At 70.7% G+C, this 23298-nt stretch carries 22 protein-coding genes; 5 read left to right on the top strand and 17 right to left on the bottom strand.

All coding sequences use genetic code 11. The features are described from left to right. Nucleotides 1-23: 23 nt before the first annotated feature. The 10 genes from QSK17_RS22750 to QSK17_RS22705 form a co-directional block, all read right to left on the bottom strand. Nucleotides 24-1262, bottom strand: a complete 1239-nt coding sequence (locus tag QSK17_RS22750) for a cytochrome P450 (protein ID WP_285707116.1) — start codon at nucleotides 1260-1262, stop codon at nucleotides 24-26. Nucleotides 1263-1424: 162 nt separating this feature from the next. Beyond that, nucleotides 1425-1700, bottom strand: coding sequence for a hypothetical protein (locus QSK17_RS22745; protein ID WP_285707115.1), 276 nt, complete (start codon nucleotides 1698-1700; stop codon nucleotides 1425-1427). A 74-nt stretch (nucleotides 1701-1774) separates the two neighbouring features. Continuing rightward, a complete protein-coding gene (locus QSK17_RS22740) occupies nucleotides 1775-2731 on the bottom strand; it encodes a hypothetical protein (RefSeq protein WP_285707113.1) in 957 nt (318 codons plus the stop codon). A 486-nt stretch (nucleotides 2732-3217) separates the two neighbouring features. Continuing rightward, entirely contained in the window at nucleotides 3218-4393 is a 1176-nt protein-coding gene (locus tag QSK17_RS22735) for an ABC transporter permease (protein WP_285707111.1), read from the bottom strand. Nucleotide 4394: 1 nt separating this feature from the next. Then, nucleotides 4395-5069: an ABC transporter ATP-binding protein gene (locus tag QSK17_RS22730; RefSeq protein WP_285707109.1), complete on the bottom strand. Its 675-nt coding sequence runs from the start codon at nucleotides 5067-5069 to the stop codon at nucleotides 4395-4397. Next, on the bottom strand, nucleotides 5062-6852 hold the full coding sequence (locus QSK17_RS22725; RefSeq protein ID WP_285707107.1) for a peptidoglycan-binding protein: 1791 nt from the start codon (nucleotides 6850-6852) through the stop codon (nucleotides 5062-5064). The genes QSK17_RS22730 and QSK17_RS22725 overlap by 8 nt, the downstream gene beginning before the upstream one ends. 158 nt (nucleotides 6853-7010) lie before the next feature. Beyond that, entirely contained in the window at nucleotides 7011-7838 is an 828-nt protein-coding gene (locus QSK17_RS22720) for a hypothetical protein (RefSeq protein ID WP_285707105.1), read from the bottom strand. 33 nt (nucleotides 7839-7871) lie between these two features. Continuing rightward, nucleotides 7872-8759: a hypothetical protein gene (locus tag QSK17_RS22715; RefSeq protein ID WP_285707104.1), complete on the bottom strand. Its 888-nt coding sequence runs from the start codon at nucleotides 8757-8759 to the stop codon at nucleotides 7872-7874. Next, nucleotides 8756-9082, bottom strand: a complete 327-nt coding sequence (locus QSK17_RS22710; protein WP_285707102.1) for a PadR family transcriptional regulator — start codon at nucleotides 9080-9082, stop codon at nucleotides 8756-8758. Before QSK17_RS22710 ends, QSK17_RS22715 begins: the two co-directional genes overlap by 4 nt. Before the next feature lie 82 nt (nucleotides 9083-9164). Next, nucleotides 9165-9917, bottom strand: a complete 753-nt coding sequence (locus QSK17_RS22705; protein WP_285707101.1) for a DUF4118 domain-containing protein — start codon at nucleotides 9915-9917, stop codon at nucleotides 9165-9167. A gap of 259 nt (nucleotides 9918-10176) precedes the next feature. Between QSK17_RS22705 and QSK17_RS22700 the strand changes: the two genes are divergently transcribed. From QSK17_RS22700 to QSK17_RS22680, 5 genes are all read left to right on the top strand, one after another. Continuing rightward, nucleotides 10177-10539 (top strand): type II toxin-antitoxin system RelE/ParE family toxin, encoded by a 363-nt coding sequence (locus QSK17_RS22700; RefSeq protein ID WP_285707100.1) that lies wholly within the window; start codon nucleotides 10177-10179, stop codon nucleotides 10537-10539. A 2-nt stretch (nucleotides 10540-10541) separates the two neighbouring features. Next, nucleotides 10542-10889, top strand: a complete 348-nt coding sequence (locus QSK17_RS22695; RefSeq protein WP_285707099.1) for a helix-turn-helix domain-containing protein — start codon at nucleotides 10542-10544, stop codon at nucleotides 10887-10889. 211 nt (nucleotides 10890-11100) lie between these two features. Continuing rightward, on the top strand, nucleotides 11101-11997 hold the full coding sequence (locus QSK17_RS22690) for an NAD(+)/NADH kinase (protein WP_285707098.1): 897 nt from the start codon (nucleotides 11101-11103) through the stop codon (nucleotides 11995-11997). Nucleotides 11998-12157: 160 nt separating this feature from the next. Then, on the top strand, nucleotides 12158-12562 hold the full coding sequence (locus tag QSK17_RS22685; RefSeq protein WP_285707097.1) for an ABC transporter ATP-binding protein: 405 nt from the start codon (nucleotides 12158-12160) through the stop codon (nucleotides 12560-12562). Beyond that, nucleotides 12562-14682: an ABC transporter permease gene (locus QSK17_RS22680; protein WP_285707154.1), complete on the top strand. Its 2121-nt coding sequence runs from the start codon at nucleotides 12562-12564 to the stop codon at nucleotides 14680-14682. Before QSK17_RS22685 ends, QSK17_RS22680 begins: the two co-directional genes overlap by 1 nt. Nucleotides 14683-14791: 109 nt before the next feature. On the opposite strand, the gene QSK17_RS22675 is transcribed toward QSK17_RS22680, so the two are convergent. Genes QSK17_RS22675 through QSK17_RS22645 form a run of 7 tightly spaced genes read right to left on the bottom strand, consistent with a single transcriptional unit; the run spans nucleotide 14792 to nucleotide 23159 of the window. After that, nucleotides 14792-16429, bottom strand: coding sequence for an amidohydrolase (locus QSK17_RS22675; protein ID WP_285707096.1), 1638 nt, complete (start codon nucleotides 16427-16429; stop codon nucleotides 14792-14794). A 31-nt stretch (nucleotides 16430-16460) separates the two neighbouring features. Beyond that, nucleotides 16461-17876 (bottom strand): amidase, encoded by a 1416-nt coding sequence (locus QSK17_RS22670; RefSeq protein WP_285707095.1) that lies wholly within the window; start codon nucleotides 17874-17876, stop codon nucleotides 16461-16463. Further along, nucleotides 17873-18760 (bottom strand): ABC transporter ATP-binding protein, encoded by an 888-nt coding sequence (locus QSK17_RS22665; protein ID WP_285707094.1) that lies wholly within the window; start codon nucleotides 18758-18760, stop codon nucleotides 17873-17875. Before QSK17_RS22665 ends, QSK17_RS22670 begins: the two co-directional genes overlap by 4 nt. After that, nucleotides 18753-19721, bottom strand: coding sequence for an ABC transporter ATP-binding protein (locus tag QSK17_RS22660; RefSeq protein WP_285707093.1), 969 nt, complete (start codon nucleotides 19719-19721; stop codon nucleotides 18753-18755). The genes QSK17_RS22665 and QSK17_RS22660 overlap by 8 nt, the downstream gene beginning before the upstream one ends. After that, nucleotides 19721-20584 carry an ABC transporter permease gene (locus tag QSK17_RS22655; protein WP_285707092.1) on the bottom strand — a complete coding sequence of 288 codons (864 nt, stop codon included), beginning with the start codon at nucleotides 20582-20584 and terminating at the stop codon, nucleotides 19721-19723. The genes QSK17_RS22660 and QSK17_RS22655 overlap by 1 nt, the downstream gene beginning before the upstream one ends. Beyond that, on the bottom strand, nucleotides 20581-21531 hold the full coding sequence (locus QSK17_RS22650; protein WP_285707091.1) for an ABC transporter permease: 951 nt from the start codon (nucleotides 21529-21531) through the stop codon (nucleotides 20581-20583). Before QSK17_RS22650 ends, QSK17_RS22655 begins: the two co-directional genes overlap by 4 nt. Nucleotides 21532-21539: 8 nt before the next feature. Then, nucleotides 21540-23159 (bottom strand): ABC transporter substrate-binding protein, encoded by a 1620-nt coding sequence (locus QSK17_RS22645; protein ID WP_285707090.1) that lies wholly within the window; start codon nucleotides 23157-23159, stop codon nucleotides 21540-21542. Nucleotides 23160-23298: the final 139 nt, after the last annotated feature.

Below are 23298 nucleotides of genomic sequence, written 5' to 3'. Positions count from 1 at the left end.
CGGGCGGCTCCGGTGGCGCCGGCTCACCAGCGGACCGGGACGGTGCGCAGGCCGCCGACGGCCAGCCCCTCCACCCGCTCCAGTTCCTCGACCGGTACGGCCAGCTCCAGGGTCGGGAGCTTGCGCAGGAGCACCTCCAGGACGACCTGCAGTTCGGTGCGGGCCAGCGCCTGCCCCAGGCAGGAGTGGGCGCCGGCGCCGAAGGCCAGGTGCGGGTTCGGGCTGCGGGTCAGGTCCATCTGGTCGGCGGCCTCGAAGGTGCTCTCGTCGCGGTTGGCGGCGGCCATGCTGCACACCACGGTGGTGCCGCGGGGCAGGACCGTGCCGCTGACCTCGGTCTCTTCGCGGAGGTAGCGGGGCAGGCCGAAGCCGGAGTTGGCGTCGAAGCGCAGCGACTCCTCGACCGTCGTGCGGATCAGCGACGGGTCGGCCAGCAGCCGCTCCCACCGGTCACGGTCGGCCAGCAGCCGCTCCCACCGGTCACGGTCGGCCAGCAGCATCGAGACCATCTTGCCGATCATGTTGGCGGTGGTCTCGTGTCCGGCCACCAGCAGCGCCATGCCGGTGACCAGGATCTGGAGGTCGGACAGGCCGCCGTCCTCGGGGCCGCCCACCGCGATCAGCTCGCTCAGCAGGTCGTCGCTCGGTCGGTGGCGCTTGGCGGCGACATGGTCGGACATGTACTGGAAGAACGCACCCTGGGCGGCCTCCGTCTCGGCCTTGCTGTAGCGGGTGAGGTTGAGCAGGGTGTCCGACCAGTACGAGAACCGGTCGCGGTCGGTGGCGGGAACGCCGAGCATGTCGCAGATGACGTAGACCGGCAGCGGGAAACCGAGGTCGGCCCTGAGGTCGCCGGGCGCGCCGCGCTTGACCATGTCGTCGATCAGGTCTTCGGCGATCTGGGTCATCGTGGGCCGCATGGCGGCCATGCGCTTGGCCGTGAACCACTTGACGACCAGGCGCCGCCAGTGCTGGTGCTCCTCGCCTCCGTCGGGGATGATCTGCGACATCTCGCTGTTGAACACCCCACCCTCGGCCGACAGCCGGGCCGCGTCGGGCGCGGTGAGCTGGCGGGTGAAGCGCGGGTCGGCGAGCACCTGCTTGACGTCCTCGTAGCGGGTCAGCAGTGTCGCCCGGTCGCCGCTCGGCAGCGTCACGTGGGTCACCGGGCACGTGCTGCGGAGCCGCGCCCATTCCGCGGGCGGGTCCAGCGCCGCGTCATTCGGGATCGGGTAGTGCAGGACCTGCTCCTCAACGCTCATTCGGAATTCCCCTTCGGTGGATGGTTGGTCGCCCAACAACCCTTCTCAGTCACATTCCGCAGCTGTCCAGGCGCGGACTGTGACATGTAATTTCCCGTAATAGAGAGTCAACTCTCACATGACTCACGTCAAGATTCCGGCTCGGAGTGACCGGCCAGGTCGTCACCTACGCGCACCGTGACCGGTGAAATCATTGACGGCGCCCGGGAAGATATCGATCCCCGAGTCGTCGTCTTCTCGGAAGGTCGATTCCGCGCTCGCCGAGCCTCGCCGGAGGCGTCGTACGAGACGGCGGATCGCGTGATCGAGGGCGGCGATGAGTCCGGTGGCCACCACGAAAGCGCAGAACAGCATGGCGGCGAGCAGCGCCAGCCCGACAATCAGGTCACGGGAGAGCCAGACGCACCAGAGGATCACTTCGCCCAATTCGGAGAACAAGGCAGCTCCTGGTGTGCGGGTGACCCGTGTCGGGAGCACAAGCCGTGCCCACCTCCGTCAGCGTCTCCCGCTGATCATGTCGTGACACGCGCGGACAGGCCGAGTTCCGCGGCCTCGCGTACGGGGGTGGACGTGCTGCACGATCCGTAGGAGGCGAAGCCGGTCCGGACCCGGCGCGCCTCTTCCGGACCGAGGGATTCGGCCAGGGCCCGCAGCCGGTCCGCGTCCTCGTCCAGCAGTACGGACGCGACGTCGGCGACGGACCGGCCCCGCTGGGCCTGCGCCGAGGCGAGCAGCACGTTGAGATATCCGAAGTGGGTGAACCCGGTGGCGGGGTCGACATGACGGACGGCGTGGTGCAGCCCGGCGGTCGCCTTGACCGGTACCCCGGCCTCCGCCGCGGTGACCAGCGCGGTCGCCAGGTCGGTGGCGGACGGGAACAGGTCCGGCCGGACGCCGCCGCAGCGGAGCTTCAGCCCGAGCGGCCGGCCGGCCGACGCCCTGGCCGCCACGATCGCGGCCGTCATGGCGGCGGCTCCGGTGATGTCGGAGGGCTCGGCGAACAGCGGGACGTCAGGACCGGCTCCCGCGTCGGCCAGCGTCCGGAGCGCGGTGTCGAGGGCCGCACCGGCCTGCGTCGCTTCGGGAGCCGCGGCGGACTGTGTCGCTTCGGAAGCGGCGGCGGGCTGTGTGGCTTCGGGGGCGACGTCGGACGGGGGAGGGGTGATCGCCATCGGCGCCCATTCGACCGCGACGAGCGTGAGCGCCGGTGTGTCGATCACAAGGCGGATCGCCTCCCGCGTGGCGGCCGGGTCGGCGCCGCCGATGAGGATCACCCGGAAGCGGTCCTCGGGGGACAGTTCCGCGATGAACTCGCCGATCCGGGCGGCCGGGCAGAGGAAGCGGTGGGCCAGCATCGGCTCGCCCCCGGCGAGATCGCCTCGGTGCCGCCGAACCGCGGAGCGCATGTCCAGTGAGGTCGGGGGGAAGAGCCCCGCGTCGTCGACCAGGGCGCCCAGCAGACCGCTCATGACGACCTCCGGCCCGATCGGGGCCTGCCGCCGGGGAGAACCCGCCTGACCTGCCGTCGGTACGGCATCGCACCTCCTGTTGCCGCGCCACGAGGACCCGTAGGGGCCACTAGGTCGTGTTGCGTGGATCTTTTTGGCCTACTGCGGTCGCCCAGATCGCGCCTCGCGGCGTTGTCGCCCCACCCACGAAAACTCCTCGCAAGCTCGGACTTTCCGCGGGGCCCGGGAGTGTCGGCCGGAGGCTCCGCTCCGGCCTCCTCCTCCGCCTTGCGACGCATCCATCTGGCCGATCCTCGCTACGGCAAAGATCCACGAAATACTCCCTAGCGCGCACAATATCGCACGCCTATAAGCGATATAAGACCATGAGTCGGCCCTGTCGGGGAGCGGGGGAAGCATCCCCAGGCGAGCGTGCTCGGAGCCGCGAATGCGGGGGACGCGCCGCGTCCCGGCGCGGGGCGGCCGTCTGAGGATGCTGAGAGCCGGCTATCTGAGCGCGTCGACCGGCTCCATCCGGGCGGCGCGCAGGGCGGGGTAGAGGCCGGCCAGCAGTCCGACCACGGCCCCCGCGACGGGCGCGGCCAGCCCGAGCCGTACGTCGAGCACGGGCGTCCACTCCTTGGCGGCCGAGACGGCCACGATGGCGACGATGCCGAGGCTGGCGCCGATCACCCCGCCGGTCAGCCCGATCAGCGTGGACTCCAGGAGGAACTGCGCGGCGATGTGCCGGCGTGCGGCTCCGAGCGCGCGCCGCAGTCCGATCTCGCCGGTGCGTTCCATGACGGTGACGAGGGTGACGTTGGCGATGCCGACGGCGCCCACGACGAGCGACACCAGCCCGAGGATCAGGAAGAGCGCGTTGACGTCGTTCTGCACGGCGTCGCGCGCTCTCGTCGGGCTGGTCTGGGCGATCACCTGCAGCATTCCCTCGTCGCCGGGACTGAGCGCGGTGGGCGCCTGCCGGGCGATGAGCTCGGCGGCGCCCAGACTGGTGGTGACCAGCACCCTGGTGACGTGCCGCAGGCCGAAGCGCCGGCCGATCGTGGGCGGAACCATGATGGCGCTGCTCAGGCTCTGCTCGCGGCGCAGCCCGCCGAGGATGCCGATGACGGTGTAGGCGTGATCGCCGATGAAGACCGCGGGCGCCCTGTCGACACGGGTGATGCCGAGCATCTTGGCCGCCTGCTCGCCGACCACCACGACCTCGTCCCGGCGGGCCACGTGCCCGCTGTCGAAGAAGCGGCCCTGGACCATGCGGCCGCGCGCCGCCCCCGGCAGCCCGGGGGAGGCGGCGACCACGGTCAGCGTCTGCGCGGTGACCCTGGTCGGGTCGATCAGGAGGTTGGAGCGCACGCTCAGGTTGGCGCTCTCCTTGCTTTCCGCCAGCGCGGCGGCGGCGACCACCCCGCGCAGCCGGGTCACCCGGTCGAGGGCGTCCCAGGCCACGATCTCCTGATCGTTCTCCGGCACTTCGACGGTGACGGCGGTGGCGGTGAGCTCGTCGAACCTGCCGACGATCTGGTTGCCCGCGGTCGCCGCGATGCCGAGTGTGATGACCAGCGTGGTGATGCCGAGCACGGTGCCGAGGGTGGTGAGCGCCGATCGGGCCGCGCGCACCGTTATGGCGGCGACGGCCTCGCCCGTCAGGTCGCGAATGTCCACGTCACTCCTCCGCCAGCACGCCGTCGGTGATCCGGACCCTGCGTACGGCCCGCTCGCTCACCTCGTTCTCGTGCGTGATGACCACGATCGTCATGCCCTGCTCCCGCAACTCGTCGAAGAGGTCGAGGACCGCGTCGGTGTTCCGGCTGTCGAGGTTGCCCGTCGGCTCGTCGCACAGCAGCAGGGAGGGCTCCCCGAGCAGCGCGCGGGCGATCGCGGCCCGTTGCCGCTCGCCGCCGGACAGGCGCTCGGGCGGGAAGCCGGCGCGGTGGCCGAGCCCCACCCTGTCGAGCGCCGCGAGCGCGCGTTCGCGGCGTCCCCGCCTTGACTGTCCGCCGTAGATCTCGGCGAGCATCGTGTTCTCCACCACGGTGCGGCGGCTCAGCAGGTGGAACGACTGGAAGACGAAGCCGATACGGCTGCCGCGCAGCCGGGTCCTGGCGCCGTCCCCGAGCGCGGTCGTCTCGACGCCGTCGAGCCGGTAGCTGCCCGAGGTCGGCACGTCGAGCAGGCCGAGCACGTTGAGCAGGGTGGATTTGCCCGAGCCGGACGGGCCCACGATGGCCAGGTAGTCGGAGCGTTCGACGCGCAGGCGGACGTCCGACAGCGCGCGCACGGGCGGGTCGGTGGGGAACTCCTTGCAGATCCCCTCCAGCTCGATGACTGGCTCAGGCACCGCCGATCACCACCCGGTCACCCTCCTTGAGGTCGCCAGTGACCTGGACCTTGCCCTCCGCGGTGAGCGCGGTGCGCACCTCCACCTCCTTGGTCTGGTCCGGCGCGATCTCCACCTGCACCCTGGGCCGGCCGTCCGCCGCGGTGATCACCGCGGCCACTGGGACGACCAGCACCTCGCCGTCGGTGGCGCCGACCGCCACCCGCACGGTGACCGGTGCGCCGGTCAAGCGCTTGAGCCCCGCCATCGAGTCAGGGACGATCAGTACGCTCTCGGAGCCCAGCCCGTTCCCGCCCTTGGCGGCATTGCCGCCGGAGGACTCCTCATCGGAGGGCTCCTCGTCGGTGGCGGAGCGGGCCTTCTCCCCGATCGCGGTGAGCGTGGCGGGGTAGGTCCTGCCGGAATCGGTCTCGATGACCGCCTTCATGCCCTCCTTCAGCAGGCCGGCCTCGGAGGAGTCGACCGAACCCGTCACCATGAAGGACGAGCTCGTCACGACGGCGACGTCCTTCTCGACCGTCTCGCCCGCCTTGATCCGGGCCTTCCGCAGGCGTGCCGGCAGCGTGGGCAGGAAGACCAACTCGCCCGGCGGGATCGTGGTGCCGTAGGTGCGGTCGAACTCGGCGAGCAGCGCCCTGGCCTCCGCCAGGTCCGTCCGCGCGTTGTCCACCTTGAGCCGCATCGGTGAGAGCCGTCTGGCTTGGCGCAAAGCCTGCTGGGCGGTGAGGAGCGCCTCCTTCCGATCCCGTACGGCCTTGCGCAGCTCCGTCAGCCGCCTGTCCCGCGCGGCCTCGGCCGCGTCCACGGCGCGGGCGAGCGCTCTGCGCGCGCTGTCCAGGTCCGCTCTGGCGTTGGCGACCCGCAGCTCCAGCAACCGGGTGTCGGCCGTCGGCTGCGGGGCGGGGGTGGCGTCCGGGGTGCCACCGGGGGTGCCGCCGGGGGTGGAGGCCTGGCCGGTCTCCGTACGCGCCTGATCGAGCGCCCGCTCGGCTTCGACGAGCCGCTCCTCCGCCGCGCGCACGGCCGACTCCGCCGCCTCCAGCGCGGCCTCGTCCTCCGGAGTGGACCGCTGGGCCTCGGCCTCGGCCAACTCCCTCTGCGCGATCTTCAGGTCGGCTTTGGCGTTGGTGATCCTGACCTTGAGCGGCAGCACGTCCCTTCCGTCGTCCAGCCCCTTCAGCTCGGCGGCCAGGGTCTCCTGCGCGGTGCGTGCGGCCTTGCGCAGCAGGTCGCGCTGTTGCCGGTCGGCGAGGGTGGGCTTCTGCGCCTCGTATCCTTTCTTCGCGTAGAAACGGCCGACCGCGGTGATGGTCGCCTGGTCGAACACGCCCGTGACGGGTACGCCGTACCCGAGCCTGCGCAGCGCCCGCTGCAGTTGCCTGACGTCGGCGCCCGCGGCACCTGGGCTGATCGTGCGGTGCATCGGCACCCTGCCGGCGAGAGCGATCACGGGACGGCCGTTGACCTCCAGGAGGACCGCGCCCTCTTTGATCACGCCCGGCCGGGGTGCGCGGGTGGCGCGCTGGATCGGGTCGTCACCGCCGACCGCTCCGGCCAGCGTGACGGGGAGCGGGGAGCCGTACTCCAGCGTGCCGCTGACCGCGACCGTGCTGACCAGCTTGGTGCGCTCGACAGGCGCGGTGATCAGCGATGCTTTGGGCGGTTTGCGGAGCGCCGCCTCGTCGGCGGGCGAGCGCAATCGGGTGCTGACGCCCCAGCCGACGGCCGCGAGGATCAGGACCCCCGTCAGTACGGCCAGCAGGAGCCTGCGTGGTGATCTCATGGTCGTCTCTCACCCGCGGCTGGAGAGGCGGAGCTGCCAGGACATCGGAACGTGAACCTGCCTTCGCTGAACTGGGGCATGCCGAACACAATGCATGCCGCTCTCTGGGGGATAAGGGCAAGGGCGTCCTCGGCGGGCGCAGGACCGTCAGGGCGATCTCATATGCCGAACTCTTCGTTGACCCGCTGCTCCACCTCATTGCTCTTGGGGACGATGACGGGGTAGAACTGCTTGCCGCATTCGAGGTCGTCGAGGGCCACCTTGATCTCCTTGTCCAGGTAGCGCCGCGCCTCGTCCGGAGAGATGTTGATCGGCTTGAAGACGGGGCCCTCTCCATTGGGGGTCATGGTCTTGCGGCCCCCCTGGAGCTCGCTCTGGACCATCTGCGCGGCCCACTCGCTCATGGCCACCGGCTTGGTGGAGGTCACCCGGTAGCCCTTGCCGGTGAGGCAGTCGGCCATGGCCGAGGCCAGTTCGACGAGCTTCGGGTCGCCGTCGAGCTCTCGCTTCCAGAGCCGGTGGACCATCTCGCTGGCCTGGGTGGCCCAGTCCTCGTAGGACTTCACGTTCTTGCCGGTGACCTGTCTGATCGCCTGAGTGTCGCAGCTCTCCCCAGCCCTCTTGTAGGCGCCAAGCTGTGCGGGTGACAGGTCCACGATGATGGCGACATTGGGGTCGGCCTCGTCGTCCGGGCTCTTGTCGGGATAGACGAAGGAGCTGAAGATGCGGAAGCCGTACTTCGAGCGCTCGGCCTTCGCTGCCGCGTAGTCGAAGGTCTTCATGTCCTGCTCGCTGATCTCCGGCCGGGCCACGTACGGGACGTATCGGAAGCCCTTCCCCTTCATGCAGTCCGCCTTGGCCACCTGGATCATGTGGGCCCTCTCCTGCTTCGGCGAGGGCGCCGCCGACGGCGACGCGGCGGTGTCGGTGCCACATCCGGCGATCAGGGCGAGAACGGCCAAAGCTGGAAATGATCTCCTGGGCATGCGGAGGACCATACTTCGTTCAACGGAGCATGGTCAACCGAGGAGAACGCGACGCCGGCCGCCGTACGGGACCAGGGCCGCCAGCGCGGTCAGCAGCACCAGCAGTCCCCAGTAGGCCAGGTGCTGCGGGGTCAACATGGCGAGATGCTCGCCGAGCTGGGTGGAGACGACCAGCAGGTACAGCGCCGCCGCGAGCGCCCACCGGGGATCGCCGGCCAGCCGCGCCGCCCAGACGGCCAGGCCGAGCACGGCCAGCTCCAGGGCCATCCGGCTGAGGCTGATCGGGAAGGGCGTCCCCTCGGCCATCCACGCCGGCCCCGCCCAGGCGGCGAACGGCACGGCCGCCCACCACCACCAGGACCTGGTGCGCGGCGGCGCTTCCCTGGCCGCCAGCGCCAGCAGACAGCAGCAGGCGAGCCCGTAACCGACCGCGACGGTGGCCGGGCTGCTCGCCACGAACATCGGCCTGGCCGTGAGGAAACTCGGATAGACCGGCAGCAGGGTCACATCGAGGAGCTGCCGTCCGCTCGCGATCGCCACCGCCTTGGCACCGGTGAGCAGCGCGAGCGGGAGGGCGATCCGCACCCGGCCGCGGAGAACGGCGAGCAGCGCCAGCGCGGACAGCACCACCCACAACGGAATCGACCCGGCGTAGGGGAGCAGCACGGCGAGCTGCACGGCCATCACGGCGGTGGCGCCCAGGTGCAGGCCGTCCCGCCAGGCGCTCCCGCGCGCCGCGTGCCGCACCCGCTCGCGCAGGCCGCCGGTGACGAGGCCGGCCGACTCTCTGACCTCGGGGGTCGTCCGGCCCGGCGCGGCGCAGTCGAGCAGAACGCCGAGAAGCTCCTTGCCGTGGGCGGCGCGGTAGGCGGGCGGATAGGCCAGCAACAGCAGCCGGTAACGGCGTTCGAGCGGCGTCATGCGAAGCTGGTGCGCTTCATCACCAGGGCGGCGGCCTCCTGCATCCGCCGCGCCTCCGCCTCCACCACGGACTGGCCGGACTCAGAGATGCGGAAGTAACGACGGTTGCGGCCGTTGACCGTCTCCTCCCGGTCCACCACGATCAGGCCGCGGTCGTTGAGGCGCTCCAGGATGCCGTACAGGGTGCCGACGGACGGCTTCACCCGGCCGCCCGAGAGCTCCCCGATGACCTTCATGATCGCGTGACCGTGCAGAGGGCCGTCGAGCAGCGCGGTGAGCACGTAGTACATGGGCTCGCTGACTTCGTCCGTTCCCCTGGCCATGTCGCAGAACATAACACGTACGACAGTCGCCGGACTCAGGCCGGGAACGGGATCAAAACGCCCCATGCCGCCGTTCGGGCGATCACTCCTTGCCGCGGGAGGCCGCCGCGACGTCGAGCGCGTGGCCAGCCTGATCGGCCAGGGTCACCGCGACGAGCCGCGCCTGGAGGGACGGCCTGCTTCCAGGCGTGGGCTGCAGCATGAACCGGCCATAGAAGCGGCCGTTGCCGAAGGTGCGCAGCTCGATCTCCCGATCGGGGAGTCCCTTCCGTTCCACGTCCCAGTGCCTGTGGCCCACCGTCACGGCGCCGTCCTGTTCGAGACGCGGCGGATGGCCGAGCAGGGTTCCGTACTCGAAGCGGCACCCGCGCAGGTTAAGGAGGTCGGTGAGCTGGCTCTGCACCTGGTTGATCACCGTGCCGGGTGATCTGGCGGACTGGGCCAGCGCGGCGACGTCGTGGAGACGGGCGAGATAGTCGGCGTCGGTGACGGCGATCACCTTCAGGCGGCGGGCCCAGGCGGCCAGCTGCGAGGTCACCAGTCCGACGACGAGCAGCAGGACGGCGGTCTGGACGTCCGCGGCCTTGGTGATGCTGAACCGCTGGTAGGGCTGGGTGAAGAAGAAGTCGAACCAGGCGGCGGCCGAGACCGCCGCGAGCGCCCCGGCGAGGCGGTTCCCGGCGGCGGCGACCGCCACCACGACCACGACCAGGATGAGAGCGACGTTCGTGTTCGAGAAGCCCGCGCGGAACGGCACGATCAGCGCCGCGACGGCGAGGGGAGCCAGCAACGCGGCCACGACCGCCACGAGGTCCCTGTTAAGGAAACGAGGCATCGGCCATCACCCCTTTTCCTGTGTAGCACGACGGATTCGGGCGCGATGTGCGGGCCGCCGGTGGAGCTCTGCGGGATGCTCGGCGAAGCCAACGGTCGGCGCGGGCGGCGACGCCGTGGAGGCTCAGGCCCGTCGTGCCGCGCCGATGACCGGACGCCGCGAGTCTGTGTATGGAGTTGCTCAACCTCACGACATCCCATTCGGGTGGCAGTAGCCTACTGTCCAAGTTAAGGCTAGCCTTGATTTCGGGAGGGCTCTCTTGGCGTGGACGGTGAAGGTCACAGATGAGTACGCCGCCTGGTTCAGGACGCTCCTCAAGGAGGATCTCGACTCGGCGATTCAGGTCGCTCAGGCTGTAGCCGCTCTCCGAGAGGAGGGGCCAACACTTGGCAGGCCGCTCGTCGACCGGCTCAAGGGAAGCTCCCTCCACCATCTCAAGGAACTGCGTCCAGGATCGCGCGGGCGATCGGAGATCAGGATCATCTTCGCCTTCGACCCCACCCGGGCGGCGTTGCTGTTGTTGGGCGGCGATAAGGCGGGCAACTGGGAACGGTGGTACAAGCAGAACATCCCCCTGGCCATACAGCTCTACATCGACTACACCAGCGACGACGAGGAGTGAACATGCCGAAGAGGACGCCGGGGGACTGGGCCGACCTGGAGCGGGAACTGCATGATGCCGGTGTCTCCCCTTCCATCATCGAGGAGGGAGCCAGGAAGCTCCTCGCCGAGGCGCGAGGCCATCAGCTTGCCGAGGCACGCAAGCAACTTGGGCTCGGACAAAAGGACGTCGCGACCGCCATGGGCGTGAGCGTTGCCCGTGTCTCACAGATCGAGCATGGCGAGGTCACATCCCTTGAGGTCATCGCCCGCTATGTAGAGGCGCTCGGGGCCCGCTTGGATCTGGTCGTCGACTTCGGCGATCGGACGGTGCGCTTGCCTGTCAGCGAGAAGTCGCCGGACGCCGCTTGAGTCAGCCCTGGCGCCGTCCCACGCCGCGCCCGTGGCCTGTGCGCCATTAAAATGGCCATACGGGGACAAATGGGATTCCTGTCTGCGCGAGACTCCGAAGCGGCAGGGGTGGCGAGAGCCCAGCCGCCGTGGGCCAGCGGACGAGCTGATCGCTCTCTCGCGACGCGGAGCGGTGCCCAAGTCCTTGGCTTCACTTCGGAGGCTCGGTGTGATGCGCTCTGTCGGCCTGGTTCTGCACCCTCGACGTGACTGCGCGGAAGCGGTCACCGCGGTCCTGGATTGGGCCGCCCGGAGGAACGCGCTGGTCCTCGGCATCCAGGACGAGGTCTGGCGACTCGACCGCGGGGTGATCCCGGTGAAGGCAGAGGAGCTCGGCCCTCGGTCCGAGCTCGTCGTCAGCCTCGGCGGAGACGGCACCATGCTCAGGGCCATGCGGCTGGCCGACCGGCAGTGTGCCCCGGTCCTCGGCGTGAACGTGGGCAAGCTCGGCTTCCTGGCCGAGGTCGACGTGCCCGATCTGCACAGTGCGCTCTCGGCCATCGACGCCCAGCAATTCACCATCGAGCCCCGGCTGGCCATAGACGCCGTTCTGGGCTCCCGCGTCGTCACCGCCTTCAACGATGTCGCCGTGGTCCGCGTCCCCGGGCACAAGAGCGCCGTTGTGATGGTGCGCGTCGACGGCCGGCCGTTCATCGGCTACGCGGGCGACGCCGTCATCGTCGCCACCACGACCGGGTCCACCGCGTACAGCTTCTCCGCCGGGGGGCCGATCGTGAACCCCGAAGTGGAGGCCCTGCTCGTGACCCCCGCGGCCCCGCATTCCGCGAACAACCGCGGGGTGGTGCTGTCCCTGCGAGACACCGTCGAGCTGGCCATCCTGCCCGCGAGCGGAAGGCTCGCCGTCGAGGTCGACGGGAACGTCGCGGGTTATGTCGAGCCGGGAGAGTGCATCGGCATCCGTCCCCGGCCCGCCGCCGCGCATGTCGTCCGGCTCGGTCTGACCACGTTCTACGAACGAGTACGCAGGAAGCTCGGCCTCACCGACTCTGCGGAGATCCTGGCGATCCGGCCGGACGTGCCGACCATCGGCGAGCCTGCCGAAAGGTAGGGCTGGCCCTACCGCCGACATGGTGGGACGCCTTCTCCCGCGGAAACCCGCTGGTCAATACGGTTGGCAAGGCAATCGGCAATTGGGATAAACGGGGGATTCAAGTGGCATCGCCTGCCATTCGGATGAACGCGGTGACAACATCACGCTGCCGCTCCGGTTGGCGGACGAGCGGACGGACCGGGCCTGGCTGGAGGAGGTCGTCAGGCGGGTCGGGCTCGAGCGACGCATGACCCACCGGCCGTCCCAGCTCTCCGGCGGCCAGCAGCAGCGGGTGGCGATCGCCCGCGCGCTGGTGACCAGGCCCGAGGTGGTCTTCGCCGACGAGCCGACCGGCGCACTGGACACCACGACGGCCGCCGAGGTGCTGGGCCTGCTGCGCCAGGTGGTGGACGCGACGGGCCAGACCGTGGTGATGGTGACCCACGATCCGGTGGCGGCGGCCTACGCCGACGAGGTGCTGTTCTTGGCCGAGGGCGTCGTCGTGGACCAGGTGCGCTCGGCATCGGCCGAGTCCATCGCACGGCGCATGTCCGCGCTCGGCCGGTCGATGGCGGCCGTGTGATGCTGAGCCTCGCCTTCGCGACGATGCGCGGCCGGATGTCGTCGCTCGCCGGTTCCTTTCTCGCCCTCCTGTTCGCCGCCGTCCTGGTCACCGCGTGCGGGGTGCTCATGGAGACCGGCCTGCGCGCGCAGGTACGGCCGGAGCGGTACGGCGCGGTCCCCGTCGTGCTGGCCGGCCCGCAGCAGACCTCGATCGTCAAGAAGGGCGACGAGCCGATCGAGGTGACCGAGAGCGTGCCGCTCGAGGAGCCCGCGTCCATCCCCGCCTCGCTGGCCGGCGAGATCCGGAGGGTGCCCGGAGTACGGGATGTCGTGACCGAGCTGACCTTCCCGGTCGGATTGCTGGGCTCCGACGGCCGTATGGTTCAAGGCCCCACCTCCGGCCACGCGTGGGAGTCCGCGCGGCTCACGCCGTACACGCTGCGCGCCGGACACGTGCCCGCCTCGCCCGGTGAGATCGTCCTCGACGCCGCCCTGGCCGAGAAGGCGCGGCTGACCGGAAAGGAGGCCCTGCTGATCGGCGCGGTGGCGAGCGCCGCCGGCGTGCTGCCGGGCGTCGCCGTGGGCCGGTGGATGTTCGGCGAGCTCGTCTCCAAGGGGATGCTTCCGGATCTGTTCCCGCCCGTCGTCGGGCCGGTGCCGATGCTGGTCGCCGTGGCGGCGGGGACGGCCACGGCCTGGCTGTCGGCGCGAGGAGCCGTACGCCGGGCCACCCGGATCCGGCCGACCGAGGCGCTGGGCGAGGCGGTGACCGAGCGCCGGGCGCTGGGCCGCGGCCGCGTGATCACCGGGCTGGTCTTCCTGGCCCTGGGGGCGGGCCTCTGCGTCGTTTCGATGTTCGTGGCGGGCGAGACGGCCGCGATGAGCGCGGGCGGCATCGTGCTCTTCCTCGCGGTGGCCGCCGCGCTGCTGGGACCGTGGCTCGTCCGGCTCGCCGTCACGCTGGTCGGAGGCGCGCTCGGCCGGTCGTCCCGGGTGGGCGGCTACCTCGCCGTCGCGAACACCCGTACCGGAGCCCAGCGGCTGGCCGCCGTGGTCAGCCCCCTCATCCTGATGCTCGCGTTCGCCGGAACGACCGTCTTCACCCAGTCGACCATCGGCCACGCGACCGCGCGGCAGGCCGCCGACGGCCTGCGGGCCGACTACGTGGTGCGGTCCGCGGGGCCGGGGGTGCCCTCGGACGTCTCCCGTTCCGCGCGGGCCCTCCCCGGGGTCGCCGGGGTGACCGAGGTGATCGACACCCGGGTGGTCGGCGACCTCGAGGAGCTGGGCGAGCGCACGCTGCGCCCGTACGGCGCGATCGGGCTGACCGTCCCCGCCCACGGGCTCGACCTGGACGTCCAGGCCGGCTCGCTGGACCGGCTGCGCGGCGACACGGGGGACACAGGAGGCGCCGGGGGTAGCGCTGGGAGTAGCACTGGGGGCACGGTGGCGCTGAGCACGCTCGCCGCCGACTCCTTCGGCGTGTCGGTCGGCGACAAGGTACGGCTGCGCCTCGGCGACGGCACCCCGATCACGCCGACGGTGGTGGCCGTCTACGGCCGGGGCCTCGGCTTCGGCGACGTCGCCCTGCCGTACGACCTGGTGCGCGCCCACACGGCCTCCGGTATGGCCGACCGGCTCCTCGTCGTAGGGGACGGATCGATCAGGAACGGCCTCGCCGAGCTGAGCCCCGGACTGACGGTGCTGGACCGCGACGACGCGTCCGACGTGCGGGACGCGGAGCTGGAGCTGAACAACTGGGTCAACCTCCTCGCGCTCGGCCTGATCATCGTGTTCATCGCCGTCTCGGTGATCAACACGCTGGTCATGGCGACGACCGGACGGGTGCGGGAGTTCGCGCTGCTGCGTCTGGTCGGCGGCACCCGGCGGCAGGTGCTCGGCGTGATCCGCTGGGAGGCGCTGCTCGTCGGCGGCATCGCACTGGCTGCCGGTACGGCGATCGCCGTGCCGACGCTGATGGCGATCAGCTACGGGCTGACCGGATCGGCGATCCCGCACGTGCGGCCCGTGGCCCTCGCCGCGATGGTGGCCGCGACGCTGGGCCTGGCTCTCGCCGCGACGCTGATTCCCGCCCGCGCCGTTCTCGCGGGCAGACCGGCTGATCACATCCGCGGCTGAGACGTCACGACGGGTTCCGGCCGGCGGAGGTCGCTCCGTCCTCGGCCGGCAATCAGGCCCGTGAACGGATCTGTGGTGCGGTGCGACAACGCACCGCACCACGACGGCGTCAGAAGGCCGGATCGGTGTGGACCCGACGGCCTTCGACGTAGGTGGCCAGCACCGACGTCTCGGCGAGTTCACCGACGGGGATCGAATAGGGGTCGCGGTCGGTGACCACCAGGTCAGCGAACTTGCCCTCCTCGATCGTGCCGGTCTCGGTGTCCAGGTGGTTCACCCGCGCTGTGCCGATCGTGTAGGCGGCCAGCGCGGCCGTCAGGTCCAGGCACTGTTCCGGCAGGAACACCTCCTGGCTCTCGTCCGGGATCACCCGGTTGACCGCGACATGGATGCCCAGGAACGGGTTGGGACTGCTGACCGGCCAGTCGCTGCCCGCCGCGAGCGGAGCGCCGGTGCGGGCCAGGTCCCCGAACGGGTACTGCCAGCCGGCGCGTTCCGGACCGAGGAACGGGATGGTCAGTTCGTCCATCTGCGGCTCGTGCGCCGCCCACAGCGGCTGCATGTTGGCGGCGATGCCGAGGGCGGCGAACCGCGGCACATCGTCCGGATGCACCACCTGGAGGTGGGCGATGTGGTGGCGATTGTCGTTGGTGCCGTTGGCGGCCCGCGCGGCGGCGAACGCGTCGAGGGCTTCGCGGGCCGCCCGGTCACCGACGGCGTGCACGTGAACCTGGAAGCCCTCGGCGTCCAAGCGGGTGACGTACGCGCGCAGCTTCTCCGGATCGACGAAGCTGAGCCCCTGGTTGCCGGTCCCGCAGCCGCAGCCGTCCAGGTAGGAGGAGGTCATCGCGGCGGTGAAGTTCTCCGCCACGCCGTCCTGCATGATCTTGACGCTGGTGGTGCGGAACGTGCCCACGCCGCCTCTGCGCGCGAGCAGCTCGGGGACCTGCTCCTCGCCCCTTTCGCGGTCCCACCAGAGCGCGCCGACCACGCGGCCGGTGAGCAGCCCGGACTCGGCCGCGGTCCGGTAGGCCTGCTCGACCTCGGTGTTGACCATCGCGTCCTGCCACGCCGTCACGCCGACCGAATGCAGCCGCTGCTGGCCGGCCTGCAGACCGCGCAGCACCATGTCCGCGGTCGGCTCGGGGACGTTCCGGCCGACCAGGCCCGACGCGCCTTCGTGCAGTGTTCCCTGCGGGGTGCCGTCGGCCTCCCGCTCGATGCGGCCGTCGACCGGGTCCGGGGTAGCCGCGTCGATGCCGCACAGCTCCAGAGCCCTGGTGTTGACCCAGGCTCCGTGACCGTCCCGATTGACCAGGTGGACAGGGCGGTCGGGGACCACCGCGTCCAGCAGGTGACGGCTCGGCGTGCCCCCGGGGAACCATTCCATGGACCAGCCGCCTCCGCTGATCCATTCGGCGTCGGGATTCGCCTCCACGTAGGCGCGGACGGCCGCGACGGCCTCGTCGGCGTCGTTCGCGTCGTGCAGGTCGCACTGGATCATGGTGAGCCCGGCGAGGACCGGATGCACATGGGCGTCCTGGAAGCCGGGCAGCAGGGCGCGACCGGCCAGGTCGACGACCTCGGTGTCCGGGCCGATCAGCGACTGTACGTCGGCGTCGTCCCCGACTGTGACGATGCGGCCGTCGCGGACGGCGACCGCGGTGGCGACAGGGCCGCCGGGGCCGCCGAAGGCGAGCGTGTGCACCGGACCGCCTCGGAAGACGAGGTCGGCATGGGTGGTCATGCGAATTCTCCTCGAGATGAGATCAGAGGGATCAGAGCGACTCGGGGCGGAAGGCCCACGGGCGGACCCGCTCGACGGCGGCGCCGACGTTGAAGACGGTCGCGTCGTCGTAGGTGCGGCCGACGATCTGCACCCCGGTCGGCATGCCGTTGGACGCGCGCCCGGACGGGACGTTCAGCACCGGGCAGCGGCTGGCGATGTTGAACACCGGCGTCATCGCGTACTCGAGGTAGTGGTCGAGCTCGACGCCGTTCACGGAGAACTTGGTGTCGACGTACTCCTCACCCGCGAGCAGGCCGGGCGCCCCCGTGGTGGGGCAGATCAACGCGTCGTACCGGTCGAGCAGCTCGCCGATCGGAGCGTAGATCGCCGCCTCCAGCTCCAGCCCGGCCAGGAAGGCGCCGGGCTCGTTCATCGCCTTCGCGGCCGTCTCGGCGAACGCGAGGGCGTAGGGGTTGAGCTTGTCGCCGTGCTCATCCGCGACCCGGGTGACCATGGGACCGAAGATGGCGCCGAAGTGGATGAAGGCGGCCTTGAAGACGTCGGCGCGGCTCAGCCCGACCTCGACCTCCTCGACGATCGCCCCTGCCTCACGCAGCGCGTCGGCCACGGCCTTGGTGTTGGCCGCGATCTCCGGCTCGATCGGCCAGTCGCCCAGGTTCGGCGCGTACGCGATGCGCAGGCCGGTCACGTCGCCGAGCTGCTCGGGGACCCGTACGGTGGGGCGGAGCGAGACCACGTCGTGGGGGTGCGGGCCGGCGATGACGTTCTGCAGCAGCGCGCAGTCGGCGACCGTGCGGGCCATCGGCCCGTCGTGGCAGTAGTGGTCCAGGTTGAACGGCGGCATCGCGGGCACCCGGCCGTAGGGCGGCTTGTAGCCGACCGTGCCGGTGTTGGCGGCGGGCAGCCGGATCGAGCCGCCGATGTCGGAGCCGGTCGCGAGGGTGGCGGTGCCGGAGGCGAGCACCGCGCCCGAGCCGCCCGAGGAGCCGCCGGGCGAGTAGTCCAGGTTCCACGGGTTGCGGGTGATCCCCCACAGCTTCGAGTGCGTGAAGCCCGCGCAGCAGAACTCGGGGGTGGTGGAGCGGGCGTGCACGATGCCGCCGGCGGCCACGACCCGCTCGATGACCGGGTGGGTCACCTCGGCCACATGGTCGGCGTAGGCGAGCGAGCCGTCGGAGGCGATCCGCCCGGCGATCGGCTGCTCGTCCTTCGTGGCGACCGGAATGCCCTCAAGCGTCCGCGCGGTGCCATCGCGGTAGGCCTCCTCGGCCTGTTTCGCCTGGAGGAGCGCCTCGTCGAACATGCGCTCGCTGATCGCGTTGACCTGAGGCTCGACGGCCTCGGCCCGCTCGATGACGGCGTTCATCAGCTCGACGGGAGACAGGTCTCGCGACCGGAACAGCCGCAGGGCCTCGGTCGCGGAAAGGTAGGCGAGGTCGGTCACGGGGAGACACTCCTTACTGCGGGGTGGGCATCAGGGTCTTGGGGGGATTCGGTGGTGGTCGTCGTCTCCTGCAGGGCGGCGGCGAGGGCACGCCGGTCGGCGGCGATCTGGGCGGGGTCCCAGCCGGGTCGCGGCACAGAGTGCAGCAACAGGCGGGTGTACGGGTGCTCGGGGGCGGCCAGCACATCCCGGGTCGGGCCCGACTCGACCACGCGCCCCTGGTAGAGCACGAGGATGTCGTCGGCGATGTGCCGGACGAGCGCCAGGTTGTGCGTGACGAACAGATATCCGACGCCGGTGTCGTCGCGGATCTCTGCCAGCAGGTCGAGGATCTGGGCCTGGATGGACACGTCGAGGGCGGCGGTGGCCTCGTCCAGGATCAGCACCTTCGGCTCGGTCGCCAGCGCGCGGGCGATGGCGACCCGCTGGCGCTGGCCGCCGGACAGCCGCCTGGGGAGCGCGTCCGCCTCCCGCTCACCGAGGCCGACCCGCGCCAGCAGCTCGTCGCGGCGGGCCCGTCGTTCCTGCTCGCCCAGCGCGAAGTGCAGGCGCAGCGGCTCCTCGACGCACTGGGCGACGCTGACGCGGGGGTCGAGCGAAAGGTAGGGGTCCTGGAAGACCATCTGGATCTCGCGGGCACGGGCCAGCCGGGTCGCCCTGCCGCGGGCGACGGCCGAGCGGTCCCGCCCGCCGACGCGGATCCGGCCGGAGTCCGGCCGCTCCAGGCCGACGAGCATCCGCGCGGTCGTCGTCTTCCCCGATCCCGACTCGCCCACGATGGCCAGGGAGCCGCCGGGCCGCAGCGAGAAGGAGACGTCGTCGACGGCCACATGGTCGCCGAACGACTTGCGCAGCCCCTCGACCTCCAGTGCGTACTCAGTCATGGATCAGCTCCTCCACGCGCAGGCAGGCCACCTGAGCACCGTCGATCTCCCGCTGGACGGGTTCCTGCTCCGTGCAGCTCGGCTGGGCGTGCGCGCAGCGGGCCGCGAAGGCGCATCCGCTCGGAGCCTCGGCGAGTGACACCGGACGCCCGGGGACGCCGTGCGGTGCCTGGTCCGAGTCCAGCCGCGGGGTCGCGGCCAGCAGTCCCGCGGTGTACGGATGGCGGGGCCGGTTGAAGAGTCCGTCGGCGGACTGCGCCTCCACGATCCGTCCCGCGTACATCACGTAGATGCGGTCGCAGATCGCCGCGGCCAGCTCCAGGTCGTGGGTGACGAAGAGCATCCCCATGTCGCGCTCGGCCTGCAGCCTGGTGAGGATCGAGATGACCTCGGCCTGCGTGGTGACGTCCAGCGCCGTGGTGGGCTCGTCGGCCAGCAGCAGCCGGGGCTCTCCGGCGAGCGCGCCGGCGATCATCACGCGCTGCAGCATGCCGCCGGAGAACTCATGCGGGTACCGGCGCAGAGCCGCGCGCGGCTCACGGATGCCGACGGATTCCAGCAGCTCCTCGGCCCGTTTGAGAGCGTCCTTCTGCTGCATGCCGCCGGCGCGCATCCCTTCGGTGACGAAGTCGCCGATCCTGCGCATCGGGTTGATGGAGGCCCGAGGGTCCTGGAAGATCATGGAGACGTCGCGGCGGCGCAGGTCGCGGAGCCGGGCCGGGGACATCGTCAGGACGTCGTCTCCGTCCAGCCGCAGGGCTCCGGTGGCGGCTGCCCCTTCCGGAAGCAGCCCCAGCGCCGCTCGGCACGTGACGGACTTGCCGGATCCGGACTCGCCGACCAGTCCGACGGCCTCGCCGCGCTCGACGTGCAGCGACACCCCGTCGAGGATGGGGCGCGCGGCCTTGCCGGCCGCGAGCCGCACGGTCAGGTTCTCGATCTCCAGTAGCCGAGTGGTCATCACTGCTCCCGCCTGGCGACGCGGTCGGCGATGGACTCGCCGACGATGCTGAACGCGACCACCGTGATCACGATGGCGACGCCGGGGGCGAGGGCCGGGAGCATCGCGCCCTGGAGCAGGGCCGGGGCGCCCTCGTTGATCATCGCGCCCCAGTCGGCGGTCGGCGGCTGGACACCGAAGCCGAGGAAGGACAGCGCCGCGAGATCCATGAGCGCGTATCCGAAGTTGATCGCGGACTGGGCGAGGATCAGCGGAGCGATGTTGGGGAGCAGGTGCTTCACGCAGATCACCCAGCCGGACCAGCCCTGCACCCGGTACGCCTGGATGTAGGGGCGGGCCTTCTCCTGCATGGCCACGCTGCGTGCCAACCGGCCGACGTACGGGGCGTAGGCGACGCTCATCGCGATCACCGGCGCGGTCAGCCCGACACCGAAGACCGCCACCAGGATGATGGCCAGCAGCAGGGCGGGGAAGGAGAAGATGAGCTCCATGACGCGCGACAGCACGGAGTCGACGACTCCGCCGCGCCAGGCCGCGGTCACCCCGATCAGCATGCCGAGCAGCGTCGAGACGATCACGATCACCAGCGGGCCGAGCAGTCCCGTCCGGGCGCCGAAGATCAGCCGGGACAGGACGTCGCGGCCGGACTGATCCGCGCCCAGCAGGTGCTCGGGGGTGGAGCCGCTCAAGGTCGCGGACAGGTCCACAGCGTCGGGGTCGTGCGGGGCGATCAGCGGGGCCAGGACCGCCGCGACGATCAGCAAGGCCAGCACGGCGAGGGCGGCCGTGACGAGCTTGTCGCCGCCCGCGATGCGGGCCAGCGGCGCGAGGATCCTGCGCCGGTGGACGGGCACGGCGGTCATCTTGTGCCTCCCTTCGCGTGGGACAGGCGGGGGTCGATGAGCGGATGGACCAGGTCGACGACGAGGTTGGCGGTGACGAAGGCCAGCACCACCAGCAGGCTGACGGCCTGCACGACCGGGAAGTCCTTGACGGTGACGGAGCTGACGAGCAACTGGCCGACCCCGGAGAGACCGAAGGCGGTCTCCACGATCGAGGTGGCGACCAGCAGGCCGGCCACGATGGTCCCGGTCACGGTGGTGATCGGGCCGAGGGCGTTGCGGAGCACGTGCCGCCGTACCACTTCCGAGCCGGGCACCCCGCGTGAGCGGGCCACCTCGACGTGCTCGCGTCCCAGCTCCTCCAGCATCGACGTCCGGGTCACCCGGGCCAGCAGGCCGACGAAGGTCAGGGCCAGCGCCGCCGCCGGGAGCGTCAGATGGCTGATCCGGTCGCCGAAGCCGCTGCCGTTGCCGAAGGCGGGGAACCAGCCCAGCTGGACGGAGAACAGCGAAATCAGCCCGATCGCGGCGACGAACGAGGGGGTGGCCGTGGCGACGCCCGTGCCGATGAGGACCGCGCGGTCGACGACGCCCCGCCGCAGCGCGGCCAGCGCCCCGAACGCCAGCCCCCCGACCAGGATGAGCAGCGCGGCGTAGCCGATGAGCCATAGCGTCGTCGGCAGCCGGGCGAGGATCAGACCGGCCACGTCCTGCCGGAACTGCACGGACTTGCCGAAGTCGCCGGTGACGACGCCGCCGATCCACTTCGTGTACTGGACCAGGAACGGGTCGTTCAGGTGGTACTGCTCTTTGATGGCCGCGACGGCCGCCGGTGACGCCGAGCGCCCTCCCAGGAGGAAGGACGCCGGGTCACCGGGGGCGAGGTGAACCGAACCGAAGACGAGGAACGACGTGATGAACAGCGTCGCGACGATCCCGGCGATCCGGCGGAGGAGGAAACCTGCCATGGTCGAACTCAACCGGCCGAACCCAGACGAGCGGCCCACGGGAACATCAGCTGGGCGATGCTGGTCGGCGCGCCGGTGAGCCGCTTGTTGAGGAACATGCTGTGCGGCACCTCGTACAGCGGGATCCAGATCACGTCACGGACGGCGATCTCCTGCAGCTTGGCGATCACCTCGGCGCGCGCGGCCGGGTCGGCCTGGGCGTTGGCCTCGTCGACCAGGGCGTCGTACTCCGGGTTGGAATAGCCGCCGTAGTTCGCGAAGTTGCCCGTCTCCAGGATCCCGTAGAACTCCAGCGGGTCGGGGGTGGAGTTGTACCAGATCGTCATGACCAGGTCGATCCCCTCGCGGGCCTTCTCGTCGGAGAACAGCGCCGTGTAGGCCTCCGGGGCCACCGCCTTCAGCTCGACCTTCAGGCCGATGGCCTGCCCCGCCGACTGCACCGCGTTGGCGATGACGCCGATCTCCGGGGAGAGCGTGCTGGTCGCTATCACGACCTTCTTGCCGGTGGCGCCGGCCTCCTCGATCAGCTTCTTCGCCCCGGCGACGTCCCTGGTGAGGGCCGGAAGCTTGGCGTAGTAGTCCTTGGCCGCCTCCGGGGCGATTCCCCAGGCGCCGATGGCGGCGGGCGCCTTCGCCGGCGTGGCAACCCCGCCCGCGGCGGCCTTGATGATGCCCTCGCGGTCGAGCGCCATGGACAGCGCCCTGCGGACCTTGAGGTCACCCAGTGTGCCCTTGAGGTCGGTGGGGATCAGGTTCACGGCCGTCGTGTTGGGGCCGAAGTAGAGCGTGCCGGTGCCGGCGGTGCGCAGCTTGGGGAACCCGGGGGGCGGCAGCAGGTAGCCGCCGTCGACCTCGCCGGAGAGCAGCGCGTTGACGCGGGCGGCGGGGTCCGGGATGAACACCATCTTGAGCGTGTTCACCTTGGGTGCGAGCGATGAGTCCCAGTAGCCGTCGAACTTCTTGAAGTTGAGCGCCTGGCCCTTCTGCCACGACTCGAGCGCGAACGGTCCGGTGCAGTTGACACCGACGTCCGGGGTGCCGTAGCCCTCCTTGGCCAGCCAGGCGGCGCTCTCGACGGTCCCGGCGGAAGTGCCCATCTCCTCGTTGAAGAGCTGGTCGGGCTTCTTCAGATGGACCGTGACCTCCATCGGCCCGGTCTTCTCGACCGACTTGACGTTCATGTAGGCCGAGATCCAGTACGAGCCGACCTTGGGATCGATGTGGCGGCGCAGGCTGGCGACGACGTCGTCGGCGGTGAGCGTGGAGCCGTCGTGGAACTTCACGCCGTCGCGGATCGTGTAGACCCAGCGCTTGGGGTCGGGGTTGGCCGCCGCACTGGCCAGGCCGGGCTCCACCTTGAGGTCGGGAGTGATCCGCATGAGCTGCTCGCATACGTTGGCGAGCACGGTGTTGGGGTGGTAGTCGAAGGCGTACGCGTAGTCCAGGGACTGCGGTTCGGCGTAGAGCGACCAGGTCACCGAGTCCACCGGGCCCTTGGCAGGCGGCGTGTCCTCAGTGATCTCGAAAGCGGCGGAGCCGCCATTCTTGTCGGCGCTCGTAGCGCCGCCGCAGGCGCTGACCGCGAGGGCGAGCAGAGCGGTCGCCGCGACCAAACGGGAGGTGCGCATCAGATCACCTCTTTCTGAACAGGCCGCAACGATCCGGTATGCGGCTGAGGTTGCAGCGAGTATTGGTGAAGGAACGTTCCTGCACAAGAGGTCGAAGGAACGATTCTGCAACGCTAGGAGGGGTGGCGAACCCTCCGGC

Origin of the sequence: Microtetraspora sp. NBRC 16547 (assembly GCF_030268965.1) — a bacterium.
In the GTDB taxonomy this organism is placed as follows: Bacteria; Actinomycetota; Actinomycetes; order Streptosporangiales; family Streptosporangiaceae; genus Microtetraspora.
The sequence above is the reverse complement of the archived record's forward strand: the minus strand, read 5'-3'. Positions and strand labels throughout refer to the sequence as shown.